At 72.8% G+C, this 12603-nt stretch carries 13 protein-coding genes; 6 read left to right on the forward strand and 7 right to left on the reverse strand.

All coding sequences use genetic code 11. The features are described from left to right. Positions 1–126: 126 nt before the first annotated feature. The 7 genes from mnhG to Cus16_RS06660 all read right to left on the reverse strand — a co-directional run bounded on the left by mnhG (position 127) and on the right by Cus16_RS06660 (position 7284). A complete protein-coding gene (gene mnhG / locus Cus16_RS06630) occupies positions 127–483 on the reverse strand; it encodes a monovalent cation/H(+) antiporter subunit G (RefSeq protein WP_083263777.1) in 357 nt (118 codons plus the stop codon). Next, positions 480–821 (reverse strand): sodium:proton antiporter, encoded by a 342-nt coding sequence (locus tag Cus16_RS06635; protein ID WP_189319546.1) that lies wholly within the window; start codon positions 819–821, stop codon positions 480–482. The genes mnhG and Cus16_RS06635 overlap by 4 nt, the downstream gene beginning before the upstream one ends. Then, positions 818–1399: a Na+/H+ antiporter subunit E gene (locus Cus16_RS06640; protein WP_069711877.1), complete on the reverse strand. Its 582-nt coding sequence runs from the start codon at positions 1397–1399 to the stop codon at positions 818–820. The genes Cus16_RS06635 and Cus16_RS06640 overlap by 4 nt, the downstream gene beginning before the upstream one ends. Beyond that, on the reverse strand, positions 1396–3084 hold the full coding sequence (locus tag Cus16_RS06645; protein ID WP_069711878.1) for a Na+/H+ antiporter subunit D: 1689 nt from the start codon (positions 3082–3084) through the stop codon (positions 1396–1398). The genes Cus16_RS06640 and Cus16_RS06645 overlap by 4 nt, the downstream gene beginning before the upstream one ends. Continuing rightward, on the reverse strand, positions 3081–3503 hold the full coding sequence (locus Cus16_RS06650; RefSeq protein WP_069711879.1) for a Na(+)/H(+) antiporter subunit C: 423 nt from the start codon (positions 3501–3503) through the stop codon (positions 3081–3083). Before Cus16_RS06650 ends, Cus16_RS06645 begins: the two co-directional genes overlap by 4 nt. Further along, positions 3500–6427 carry a Na+/H+ antiporter subunit A gene (locus tag Cus16_RS06655; RefSeq protein ID WP_069711880.1) on the reverse strand — a complete coding sequence of 976 codons (2928 nt, stop codon included), beginning with the start codon at positions 6425–6427 and terminating at the stop codon, positions 3500–3502. Before Cus16_RS06655 ends, Cus16_RS06650 begins: the two co-directional genes overlap by 4 nt. Before the next feature lie 101 nt (positions 6428–6528). Continuing rightward, positions 6529–7284, reverse strand: coding sequence for an SDR family NAD(P)-dependent oxidoreductase (locus Cus16_RS06660; protein ID WP_069711881.1), 756 nt, complete (start codon positions 7282–7284; stop codon positions 6529–6531). 95 nt (positions 7285–7379) lie between these two features. Here Cus16_RS06660 and Cus16_RS06665 point away from each other — a divergent pair, with 95 nt between their 5' ends. From Cus16_RS06665 to Cus16_RS17050, 6 genes are all read left to right on the forward strand, one after another. Then, positions 7380–8099 carry an SDR family oxidoreductase gene (locus Cus16_RS06665; RefSeq protein WP_069711882.1) on the forward strand — a complete coding sequence of 240 codons (720 nt, stop codon included), beginning with the start codon at positions 7380–7382 and terminating at the stop codon, positions 8097–8099. Beyond that, positions 8096–8782 carry a FadR/GntR family transcriptional regulator gene (locus tag Cus16_RS06670; protein WP_069711883.1) on the forward strand — a complete coding sequence of 229 codons (687 nt, stop codon included), beginning with the start codon at positions 8096–8098 and terminating at the stop codon, positions 8780–8782. Before Cus16_RS06665 ends, Cus16_RS06670 begins: the two co-directional genes overlap by 4 nt. Positions 8783–8823: 41 nt before the next feature. Beyond that, the gene (locus Cus16_RS06675) at positions 8824–9444 is read left to right on the forward strand and encodes a DedA family protein (protein ID WP_069711884.1); all 621 of its coding nucleotides are present in this window, start codon (positions 8824–8826) and stop codon (positions 9442–9444) included. Positions 9445–9471: 27 nt separating this feature from the next. After that, positions 9472–10344 carry an SMP-30/gluconolactonase/LRE family protein gene (locus Cus16_RS06680; protein ID WP_317614860.1) on the forward strand — a complete coding sequence of 291 codons (873 nt, stop codon included), beginning with the start codon at positions 9472–9474 and terminating at the stop codon, positions 10342–10344. Positions 10345–10351: 7 nt separating this feature from the next. After that, the gene (gene rlmC, locus Cus16_RS06685) at positions 10352–11503 is read left to right on the forward strand and encodes a 23S rRNA (uracil(747)-C(5))-methyltransferase RlmC (RefSeq protein ID WP_069711885.1); all 1152 of its coding nucleotides are present in this window, start codon (positions 10352–10354) and stop codon (positions 11501–11503) included. A gap of 362 nt (positions 11504–11865) precedes the next feature. After that, on the forward strand, positions 11866–12564 hold the full coding sequence (locus tag Cus16_RS17050; RefSeq protein WP_069712052.1) for a transglycosylase family protein: 699 nt from the start codon (positions 11866–11868) through the stop codon (positions 12562–12564). The last annotated feature ends 39 nt before the right edge of the window (positions 12565–12603 follow it).

Consider the following 12603-nt stretch of genomic DNA (forward strand, 5'->3'; position numbering starts at 1 on the left):
CGAGCCGGGCGACGCTCGATCGCAGTCCGGTGCGGTTGATCACCGACAGCGACGACGGCAGCGGTAGCGGCTGCGGCAGCTTTATCGTGCGCAGATAAAGCGGTCTAAACCTAGAAACAGGCGGGGTCAGTCCTCGGTGTCGTCCACCAGCAGGTCCTCGTGCCGGTAGTCGTTCGACCGCAGACCGGCGCGCGCGATCATGTGCGTCGACACCGGCACCAGGAACAGCTGGAACACGAGGACCGGCACGACGACCCAGAACGCCGTCCACGTCCACACCGCGACGACGACCGCCGCGAGGGCGAGCGCCAACCCCAGGACCTGCGGCTTCGCCATCGCGTGCAGGCGCACGAGCGGGTCGGGGAACCGCACGATGCCGATCGCGGCGGCGAGCGAGAGCGCCGAGGCGACCAGCAGCAGCGCGAGGGCGATCCAGGCGCGGACACCGGCCCCGTCGACGAAGGACTCCAGGATCGCGATCACTTCGACTCCTCCTCCACGGCGTGCTCCGGCGTGGTCGCGTCGGCGCCCTCGTCGGACGGGTCCGAGGACGGCGTGACGATCCGGGCGACGGCGATCGTGGCGAACACGCTCGTCGCCGCGATCACCACGAGCACGGGGACGGCGGTCAGGTCCTGCCGGACGACCATCGCCGCGGCGATCACCACGAGCGCGGTGGTCAGCACGATGTCCGAGCCGATCATGCGGTCGAGGATGGTCGGACCGCGGACGATCCGGCCGACGGACAGGGCGAGCGTCGCCCCGAGCAGGGCGAGCACGAGCAGGACGCCGATGCCCATGACGACCACGGCGGCGCTCACCGGGTCACCGCCGGCAGCGGCTCGGCGAGTTCGGACACGTCCTGCTTCGACCCGATGGCGCGGATGACGAGCTCCTCGATGCGGTGGGCCTCGTGCGCGGCGGCCTCGACCTGCTCGGTGCGCTCGGTGTCGAGCACGTGCAGCAGCAGGCGACGGCGCGGCAGGTCGACGTCGGCGACGAACGACCCGGGCACGAGGGAGATCGCCAGGGTGGCGAGCGTGAAGGTCATCTCGGACGTGGTGTGCATCTGCACGAGCACGATCGAGCTGCGGCGGACACCGCGCGGTCGCACGGCGACCCAGGCGACCCGGAAGGACGCGACGACGACGAGCCCCGCCCAGACCACGAGGAACCAGAGCAGCCGCGGCACCGACAGGCGCTTCGACAGCGGGACCGGCGGGAGCGGCAGCAGCTGCGTCACGAGGAGCGCGACCACGACGCCGCAGAGCAGCGTCAGCACGGTCCACGACCCCCAGAGCAGCGCCCACAGCACGGTCAGCCCGGCGACGAGCGGGACGTCGTAGCGCCACGCGAGCGCGATGCGTCGGGCGTTCGAGGTGCGGCGGAGGTCGCTCATCGTGCACCTCCCAGGACGGCCTGCACGTAGCGGTCGGGCGACTCCAGCGACTCCGCTGCGCGGGTCGCGTACCCGTAGAGCGGACCGGCGACGACGGTCAGGGCGACCGAACCGAGGACCGCCACCGTCGTGACGGCCACCAGCATGCGCGGCAGCGGCGTGTGCGCCGACGGCTCGACCGCTGCGGTCTGCCCGGTGGTCGGACTGGAGGCACTGCTCGCGTGGGGTGCGTCGGTGACGGTGGTCGAGCCTCCCGGGTGGTACGCCTCGCCGGTCTCCTCGGACACGGTGAGGGGCGCCGGTTCCGGCGACCGCAGGTGCGCGTGCGGTTCCGCCGTGCTGGCGTGCGGCGCCGCCGCCTCGGCGGCCGGCTTGGGCCGCCAGAAGGCGGCGTCCCAGACGCGCATCAGCGCGTACAGGGTGAGGAGGCTCGTCACGACCCCGGCGCCGATCGTCACCCACGCCATGGGGGAGCCGTCCTCGGCCGCGGCCCGGAAGAGGCCGAGCTTGCCGATGAACCCGGAGAACGGCGGGATCCCACCGAGGTTGAACGCCGGCACGAGGTACAGCGCGGCGAGGAGCGGCGCGGCCTTGAGCAGACCACCGAGCGACCGTGTCGAGGTGGTGCCGCCGATGCGCTCCATGACGCCGGACACCAGGAACAGCGTGGTCTGCACCACGATGTGGTGCACGGTGTAGAACACCGCGGCGGCGGTCCCCACGACCGAGCCGAGGCCGATGCCCATCACCATGAAGCCGATGTGGCTGATGAGCGTGAAGGACAGCAGTCGCTTGACGTCGGTCTGCGAGACGGCGCCGAGCACGCCGACGACCATCGTGAGCACCGCGACGACGAGCAGGACGTCGTTGAGCTGCGGCCCGGGGAAGATGATGGTCTCGAGCCGGATGATCGCGTAGATGCCGACCTTCGTCAGCAGGCCCGCGAACACCGCCGTGACCGGTGCCGGTGCGGTCGGGTACGAGTCCGGCAGCCAGAACGCCAGGGGGAACACGGCGGCCTTGATGCCGAAGCCGATGAGCAGCATCGTGTGGAGCAGGAGCTGCACGTGCTCCGGCAGACCGGCGACCCGCTCGGAGATCTGCGCGATGTTCACGGTGCCGGTCGCGCCGTAGACCAGGCCGATGGCGGCGAGGAAGATCGCCGACGCGATGAGGCTCGTGACGATGTACGTCGTGCCGGCCCGGACACGCTGCTCGCTGCCGCCGAGGGTGATGAGCACGTAGCTCGCCACGAGCAGCATCTCGAACGCGACGTAGAGGTTGAAGAGGTCGCCGGCCATGAAGGCGTCGAGCACGCCGGCGGCGAGCACGAGGTACGTCGGGTAGAAGATCGTGACCGGGGCGTCCTCGTCGTCGGGCGCGAGGTCCTGGCCGATGGAGAACAGCAGGACGAGCAGGAGCACGCTCGCGCTGACGGTGAGGAGCAGGGCGCTCAGCCGGTCGACCACGAGCGAGATGCCGTACGGGGCCTGCCAGCCGCCGACCTGCACGACGATGGTGCCGTGCTGGTCGACGAGCACCATGAGCGTCGCCGCGACGGCCACCGCGACGGCGAGGACCGCGACGGTGATCGCGCGCTGGAGCTTGCGGTGGCGCAGGAGGCCGAGGGCGACGGCGGCCCCGAGCAGCGGGACCAGGACGAGGAGCGGGACGAGCCAGGTCATCGTGCGGCCTCCTCGCGCTGCGCGGCCTCGGGGTCGGTGTCGATCTCGGGGTCCTCGTCGGCCGGGTCGTCGCGGTCGCGGCCGATGGCGGCGTCGGCCTCGTCGACCTCGACCTCGTCGGCGCGGGAGAGCTTCCACGACCGGTGGATGAGCGCCAGCAGGAAGGCGCTGACGGCGAAGGTGATGACGATGGCGGTCAGGGCGAACGCCTGCGGCAGCGGGTCGGTGATCCCCTCGGCCGACTTGCCGACCGGGGGCTTGCCGGCGGCGCCGGACATGACGAGCAGGAGCAGGTTGAGGGCGTTGCCGAGCAGCAGGAAGCCGAGCAGCATCCGGGTCAGGGACCGTTCGAGCAGCAGGTACACCCCGCACGAGAACAGCACCGCCATCGCGATGACGAGGACCAGCGTGATGGTCATGTGGCACTCCCTTCCGGGGTGGTGGCTGCGACGTTGTCGGCGGGGTCGCCCTCGGTGGTGTCCGGGACCGGGGCACGCGAGTCCTCGAGGCGCTGCCGGTCGACCTCGGCGCCGAGGCTCCGGAGCACGTCGAGCACGAGCCCGACGACGACCAGGTACACCCCGATGTCGAAGAAGGTGGCGGTGACGAACTCGACGTGGCCGAGGACGGGGACGGTCGCCTCGAAGAACTCGGAGTAGAGCGCCTGCTTGCCGAAGAACAGCGGCACGATGGCGGTGGTCGCGGCGACCGCGACGCCGAGCCCGAGCAGGCGACCGGCACGCACCGGAGCGGCGGCACCGAGCTCGGCGGGCCCGCCGGCCAGGTAGCGGGCGGCGAGGGCGATGCCCGCGACCAGGCCGCCGGCGAAGCCGCCGCCGGCCGCGTTGTGCCCGGCGAACAGCAGGTAGAGCGAGAGCACCACGAGGCCGTGGAACAGCAGCCGCACGACGACGTCGAGCAGTGCGGAGCGCCCGGTCGGGATCGCGGCGCTCGTCGGCAGCCATGCGCGGGGCTCGCCGTCGGGGCGGTGCTTGTCCTCGGCCACGCTGGCGGGCATGTCCCGCAGGCGGGGGAGCGTGTCCTCGCGCGAGTCGAGGAAGATGAGGCTCGCGACACCGGTGGCCGCGGCGACGACGACCGTCAGCTCGCCGAGGGTGTCCCAGCCGCGCAGGTCGACGAGCGCGACGTTCACCACGTTCAGGCCGTGGCCGAACGAGCTCGTCAGGGCGGGCAGGTCCGGCCAGATCGGTGCGGCGTTCCGTGCGGAGGCGGCGACGATCACGACGATCGCCAGGGTCACGCCGGCCAGCGCGGCGAACAGCGCACGCGCGATCCGGAAGCGCGAGGGGTTCGCCGTCGCGATCCGCGGGGGGAGCCGACGGAGCACGAGCACGAAGGCGATGAGCGTGACGGTCTCGACGACGAGCTGTGTGAGCGCGAGGTCGACCGCGCCGTGCAGGACGAACAGCACGGACATCCCGTAGCCGGTCACCCCGACGAGGACGGCGGCGGCGAACCGGGTCTTGGCGGTGAGCACCGCGATCGCGGCGACCGCCATGACGATCACGACCGGTACCTGGCCCCACGAGTCGGCGAACCGGACGTGGAACGCCCACGGGCCGCCGAGCACGAGGTTGGCGAGCGCCCCGGCGACGAACACCGAGAGGATCACGGTCAGGTAGTAGGGGAGCGACCCGCGCTGCACGCCCGCGGTCAGGCCCGTGGCGACGCGGTCGAGCCCGCGCATGATCGCGCGGTAGGTGCCGGAGGCGCTCGGCGAGCCGGCGAGGCGGTGCTGCAGGGTCTCGACGGGACGCCGGAGCAGGAACAGGGCGACGCCGCCGACGAGCGTGATCGCGGACAGGCCGAGCGCCGGCTCGAGGCCGTGCCAGAGCGCCAGGTGCGGGACCTCGCCCTCGGGGAGCGCCGCCGCGGTGGCCGCGGGCTCGATGCCGTGCGCGACGACCGGGGTGAGCAGTCCGAGTGCGAGGCCCGTGACCGCGAGGACCGACGGCACGACGCCGAGACCGTGCAGCCCGTGCGGTGCGGTCTCCTGCACGCCGGGCTTCCGGGCGAAGGCGCCCCAGAGGAAGCGGAGCGAGTACGCGACGGTGAGGAGCGAGCCGAGCGTGACGCCGACGAGCGCGACCCAGGCCCACCCGCCCTGCGGTCCGTGCAGCTCCTCGACGAAGCCGGTCAGCACGGCCTCCTTCGCGACGAACCCGATGGTCGGTGGGATCCCCGCCATCGAGGCCAGCGCGAGGACGGCCACCACCACGAGCCACGGCATCCGACGGCCGAGGCCGCTCAGCCTGCCGAGGTCACGGGTGCCGGTGACGTGGTCGATCGACCCGACGACCAGGAAGAGCGTCGACTTGAACGTGGCGTGTGCGACGAGCAGCGCCACGCCGCCCAGCGCCACGGCGGGGGCGCCCCAACCGGCGGCGAGCACGAGGAACCCGAGCTGCGCGACGGTGCCGTAGGCGAGCAGGAGCTTGAGGTCGGTCTGCCGGAGCGCGCGGTACCCGCCGACGAGCATGCCGGCCACCCCGAGCACCGTGACCGTCTCGCGCCAGCCGGTCATCAGGGCGAACGCGGGGGCGAGGCGCGCGACGAGGTAGATGCCGGCCTTCACCATCGCGGCGGCGTGCAGGTACGCGCTGACCGGGGTCGGTGCCGCCATGGCGGCCGGGAGCCAGAAGTGGAAGGGGACGATCGCCGACTTCGTCAGGGCGCCGAGCAGCACGAGCACGACGGACACCGGCACGAGCGGACCCGGACGGTCGACCAGCTCGGGAGCCTGCGCGATGATGCCGGACAGGCTCGTGGTGCCCGCGGTGACCGAGAGCGCGACGAGGCCCGCGAGCATCGCCAGACCGCCGGCGGTGGTGACGACGAGCGCCTGCATCGCGGCCGCCCGACTGGCACGCTTCGCGGCGTCGTGGCCGATGAGCAGGTACGAGAAGACCGTCGTGGCCTCCCACAGCACGAAGAGCACGATGACGTCGTCGGCGACCACCAGCCCGTACATCGACCCGGCGAAGGCGGTGAGGACGCCGGCGAACCGGCCGAGTCCCGGCTCGTCGCGGCCGAAGTACGACGCGCAGTAGACGAGCACGAGGGCACCGACGACCGAGACGACGAGGGCGAGGACCCACGACAGGGCGTCCATCCGCAGCGACAGCGCGAGGTCGAGCTGCGGGATCCACTGCCACCGGCTCGTCACCCCGCCGTGCAGCGCCCGGTCGGTCTGGGCGATCGTCAGCACCGCGGCGGCCGCGGGAGCGAGTGCGGCCACGTAGAAGACGCGGCGGCCGATCAGGGGGGTCAGGGCGGGGACGATCAGGGCGACGATCGCGAACGCGATGAGGACGGAGACCATCGGGCACCTCCTCGGGGTCGGGCAGCAGTCCGGCTCACTGGGTCCTCACAGCTTACGGAACGCCGGATGGCAACTTCCTGAACGGCCGGACAGTCCCGTTCTCAGCGCCCGTACGCCCGCGCCGGGATCTGCGTCGCCAACTTCCCGCCCGACACGTCGACGAGCGTGCCGGTGATGTAGCCCGCGGCGTCGCTCGCCAGGAACACGAGCAGGTCGGCGACGTCGTCTGGGGTCTCCCACCGGCGCAGCGACAACGTGTCGAGCAGCCTGTCCTGCTCGGCGGTCGGCATCTCGGCGAAGCCGTTCATCGCCGTCGGGACCATCCCGGGGGCGTAGGCGTTGACGGTGATGCCCCACGGGCCGAGCTCGGACGCGAGCACGCGCGTGAACGCCACGACCGCCGACTTCGACGCCGCGTAGGCCGCACTGCCGACGCTCGGCACGATCGCCGCGAAGGACGCCGCGTTGACGATGCGCCCGCGCCCCGCCGCCTGCATGACGGGCGCCACCGCCTGGCTGACGAGGAACGTGCCGCCCAGGTTGACGTCCATGCACCGGCGCCAGGCGTCCCAGTCCAGCTCCGCGACGGTCCCGGTGACGTTGACGCCGGCGTTGTTGACGAGCACGTCGATCGTGCCGTGCCGAGCGACGACCTCGTCGATCGCGGCGCTCACCGACGCCGGGTCGGCCACGTCGCACACCACCTCGTCGACGCCGAGGGACGCCGGGTCGTCGAAGGCGAGGTCGAGGGCGACCACGCGGCAGCCCTCGGTGACGAAGCGTGCGGCGAGGGTCCGGCCGATGCCGCGGGCGGCTCCGGTCACGACGACCACGCGGTCGGTCAGGTCGAGGTGCATCGTCGCTCCCGTTCACCGGGCCGGTCCGTCGGTCCCGTTCTCCGGAGGCCGGGTGCCGTGGGCGCCCGTGCCTCCAATGGTCATACTATTCGAGCATGACGGCGAAGGTGCTCTGGACCACGGGTGGCGGCAGCGGGATGGGTGCGGCCAGCGCGGTCGCCGCGGCCCGGGACGGCTGGACGGTCGTGCTCAGCGGCCGTCGCCCCGACCGGCTCGAGCAGGTCGCCGACGCGGTGCGTGCCGCGGGCGGGAACGCGACGGTGCTGCCGCTCGACGTCACCGACGCCGACGCCGTGGTGGCCGCCCGGGACCGGGTGCTCGAACGCCACGGGCGGATCGACGGCCTCGTGCTTGCCGCGGGCCTCAACACCCCGGCCCGGCGGTGGGCCGACCAGTCGCTCGCCGACGTCCGCGCGGTCCTCGACACGAACACCACCGCGGTCGTGACCGTCGTCGACGCCGCGCTGCCCGCGCTCCGGGCGTCCGGCGGTGTCGTCGTCGTGGTGTCCTCCTACGCCGGGTGGTCCTTCCAGCCGGGCGCGGGTGTGGCGTACTCGGCGAGCAAGACGGCGCTCGGGTCGATCGTCCGGACGCTCAACCAGCAGGAGGCCGAGCACGGCGTCCGTGCGACGCACCTCTGCCCGGGCGACGTGGCGACCGACTTCCTCGACCAGCGCCCCGAGGTCCCCGACGCAGCGGCGCGGCAGCGCATGCTCCAGCCGGAGGACGTCGGCCGGACCGTCGCGTTCGTGCTGGGGTCGCCGGCGCACGTGCGGATCGACGAACTCGTGCTCTCGCCCGTCTCGCAGCGGTGACGAGCACCTACGACCGGGTCCTCGACGCGATCGGCACCGCGGTCGTCTCCGGGGAGTTCGCCCGCGGCAGCCGACGCAGCACGGACGAGCTGGTCGCCTGGACCGGTGCGAGCCGCAGCATCGTCCGCGAGGCCGTCCGGGTCCTGGTCTCCCTCGGGCTGCTGCACGCCGGTCGTCGGGTCGGCATCACCGTCCTCGGCGCCGTGGAGTGGGACGTCCTCGACCCGCGGGTGGTGCGGTGGCGGCTGCAGGGCCCGGACCGCGAGCGGGCATCGGCCGAGCTGCGCGAGCTCCGTGCCGCCGTGGAACCGCTCGCAGCCGCCGCGGCGGCCCGACGCGCGTCGCTCGACGAGTGCGCGGCCGGACGGGAGGCGCTGCTCGCCACCGCGGACGAGCTCGCCGCCGCCGCGGCCCAGGACCGCCGCCTCGACTTCACGAGCGCGGACATCCGGTTCCACGCGCGCGTGCTCGACCTGTCCGGCAACGTCCTCTACCGCCGACTGCACCGGGTCGTCGGCGAGGCCCTCCGGGACCGCGGGAGCATCCGACCCGACCGCCACGACGTCGGGCTCCACCTCGCGCTCGCGCGGGCGGTCGCCGCGGGGGACGCGGACGGCGCAGCCGACACGATGCGCGAGATCGTGCACCGGACGGAGCACGGACCCCGCACCGACCTGGGATGATGGGTGCCGGCGTGCCTCCCCGCGCCCGTGGAGGTGGACCGGTGGACGCAGCACAGGACGTGGTGGTCCAGCTCGTCGGCACCCCGTGGGCGTTCCTCGCCGTCGGCCTCGTGCTCGCCGTCGGCAGTGTCGCGGTGTTCCTGCCGAGCCAGGCGATGGTCGTCGCGATCGGCACCCTGCTCGTCGGGGGCGACGGTGGTCTGTTGCCCGTGCTGTTCCTCGTCGTGGCCGCGACGGTCGGCATGGTGCTCGGGGACCTCGTGCTCTGGCGCCTGGCCCGTTCCGTCGACCTCGGCTCCCGGGCCTGGTTCACGCGTCCGAAGATCCGGAAGGCCCGCGAGGCCATCGACGGTCGCTACCGCAGGGCGCCCGGCCGGATCGCGGTCCTCGGTCGCTTCATACCGATGGGCCGACTGACGACGAACCTCGTCGGTGCCGACAGCGGCCTCGACCTCCGCCGGTTCCTGCTCAGCTGCGCGCTCGCCGACGTCGTCTGGGCCGCGTACTGCGTCGGGATCGCCGCCGCCACCGGGCACTGGAGCCGCGAGCAGCCGTTCCTCGTCACGACGCTCGCGGTCGTGGCGTCGATCCTGCTCGGTCTCGCGATCTCGGCGATCGAGAAGGCCGTGCGCCGACGCAGCGAGGCCGCTGCCGCAGCCTGACCCCGCTGGCCGTTCGAAGGAGAACCCGTGCAGCTGACCGACCTCGTCCCCGACCCGAGCGCCCTCGACCGGATCGCGACCGGCAGCACGTGGGCCGAGGGGCCGTGCTGGATCCCGTCCTCGCGGACGCTCCGGTGGTCGGACATCCCGGGCGACCGCATCCTCCAGTGGCACCAGGACACCGGCGAGACCTCGACGTACGCCGCCGGGGTCGAGTTCACGAACGGCCGCACCCGCGACCGAGACGGGTCGGTCGTCCAGTGCTCGCACGGACGCCGACGGGTCGAGCGCGACCGTGACGGGGTCGTCACGCCCATCGTCGACGGGTGGGGCGGCGGCCGGCTGAACTCCCCGAACGACGTCGTCGTCGCGCGGGACGGCGGCGTCTGGTTCACCGATCCCGCCTACGGCATCACGCAGCCGCGCGAGGGCCACCCCGGCGAGCGGGAGTACGGCGACCACTGGTTGTTCCGGTGCGGTCCCGACGGCGAGGACCTCCGCCCGGTCGTCCTCGACGTCGACGAGCCGAACGGACTCGCGTTCTCGCCGGACGAGCGCGTGCTCTACGTCGCGAGCTCGTCGTCGGACGAGCCGGTCGTGCGGGCGTACGACGTCGACGGCGCCCGGGTGAAGAACGGCCGGGTCGTCGTCCGGCTCGGTGCGGGCGAGGGCGTGCCGGACGGCATCCGCGTGGACGAGCACGGAAACGTCTGGTCCTCCACGCACCGCGGCGTCTCGGTCTTCACCGCGGACGGCACCCGCATCGGGGACGTGCCCGTGCCCGAGGTGGTCGCGAACCTCTGCTTCGGCGGCGACGACGGCACGACCCTGTTCGTGACGGCGACGACGTCGGTGTACCGCATCGCGACGACGACCCGGGACGCCGCTGCCGTATCCTGACCCGGCCATGCAGTGCGACTACTTCGACCGCGGGGTGTGCCGGTCCTGCACCCTGATGGGTCAGCCCTACGCCGACCAGGTGCTCGACAAGGAGATCCGCACCCGCGAACTCCTGCGCGACGCGGTCGAGGCGTCCGGGGGCCCGGGGGCCGTCGAGTGGCTCCCGGCGATCACCAGCCCCGAGTCCGGCTACCGGAACAAGGCGAAGATGGTCGTCGGTGGGACGGTGCAGCGGCCGACGGTGGGCATCCTCGACCACCGGCAGCGCGGGGTGGACCTGCGGCACTGCGGGATCTGCACGCCGGGCATCCGGCGCGCGCTGCCGATCCTGGCGGACTTCGTCGCCGACGCCGGGCTCATCCCCTACGACGTGGCCGCCCGCCGTGGCGAGCTGAAGTTCGTCCTCGTGACGGAGTCGCCCGACGGTGACCTGATGGTGCGCTTCGTGCTGCGCTCGGAGGGGCAGCTGCCCCGGCTCCGTGACCACCTCGATGCCCTGCGGCGGGTGCTGCCGGAGGCCGTCGTGGTGACCGCGAACCTGCTGCCCGAGCACAAGGCCGTCACCGAGGGGAACCGCGAGGTGGTGCTCACGGAGCAGGAGACCCTGCCGATGCGCTTCGACGCGGTCACCATGCACCTACGCCCGCAGAGCTTCTTCCAGACGAACACGGCCGTCGCCGCCCAGCTCTACGACCAGGCGTCCGCGTGGATCGACGAGGTCGCGCCCGAGTCGATGTGGGACCTGTACTGCGGCGTCGGCGGGTTCGCCCTGCACGCCGCTCGACCCGGCCGCGCGGTCACGGGCATCGAGACGAGTCGTGAGGCGATCCGGTCCGCGAAGCAGTCGGCGCGGGAGGCCGGCCTGACCGACGTCCGCTTCGCCGCCGACGACGCCACCGAGCACGCGCTCCGTGCTCGCCCCGACGCCGTGCCGGGACTCGTCGTGGTGAACCCGCCGCGACGGGGCATCGGCGAGACGCTCGCGAGCTGGCTGGAGGACTCCTCGGTCGAGCACGTCGTCTACTCGAGCTGCAACCCGGTGACGCTCGCGAAGGACCTCGCCCGCATGCCCTCGCTGCGCCTGCGGCGCGCACGCGTGCTCGACATGTTCCCGCAGACCGGCCACCTGGAAGCCGTGACCCTGCTGTCCAGGGCGTGAACAGGCGGTGACCAGGAGGCGGACGGGAGGCTCCCGGCCAGGCCGCCACGGGCCTCCCGTCCGTGGCATTGCCAGGGAACTGCCAAGGTCGCGTACCCGGGTACGTCCCGATCGCCGCCCCCGTACCGATGCGGACGTACAGGAACGCCGTCGGGGTACATAGCATCTACCGGTAGAACCCATTGTCTCGGTTTGATAACAGTGACGAATTTCCTATGGTTGCCGACCAGACGCCGCCGGCACCAGTCCACTGCCCCCGGAGGCGCACCCCACAACTCGACCGCGATCGGTCGGGACGGGCAGTGGCGACCGAGACCGCTCCGGCGGTCCGTCGGTCCGTGGTCCCGGTGGAGCGATCAACCATGAAGAAGCTTTCCCGTACCCGCACCATCGTCGGTGGCCTGGCCTTCGCCGGCATCGCCGCGACCGGTGTCGGCCTCGCGGCAGCGCCCGCCAACGCAGCGTCCGGCTCGACCTGGGACGCCCTCGCGCAGTGCGAGTCCGGCGGCAACTGGGCCATCAACACCGGCAACGGCTACTACGGCGGCCTGCAGTTCAACCTCGGCACCTGGCAGGCCAACGGCGGCGCGGGCAACCCCGCATCGGCGAGCCGCGCGACCCAGATCGCCGTGGCCGAGCGTGTCCTCGCGTCCCAGGGTTGGGGCGCATGGCCCGCCTGCTCCGCGAAGCTCGGCCTGAGCGGTACCGCCGGAGCCGCCCCGCAGGCTGCCGCGCCGCAGCAGGCCGCACCCCAGCAGGCCGCGCCGCAGCAGCAGGCTGCCCCGCAGCAGGCCGCTCCCCAGCGTCAGGCCGCGCCGCAGCAGCAGGCCGCCCCGAAGGCGACCACCCCGGCCGCGCCGGCGGTCTCCGCGCCGAGCAAGCCGGCCGCGGTCCCGACCAGCGGCAAGACCTACACGATCAAGTCGGGCGACACGCTCGACAAGATCGCGACGCAGCTGGGCATCGACGGTGGCTACATGAAGCTGTGGGCCGCGAACACGTCGACCGTGGACGACGCGAACCTGATCTACGCCGGCCAGGAGCTCCAGCTCCCGGCCTGATCGACCTCCCGATCCAGCACGAGGCCCCGTGGCACGACG

The sequence above is a fragment of the Curtobacterium sp. ER1/6 genome (assembly GCF_001742745.1).
Taxonomy (GTDB): Bacteria; Actinomycetota; Actinomycetes; order Actinomycetales; family Microbacteriaceae; genus Curtobacterium; species Curtobacterium citri.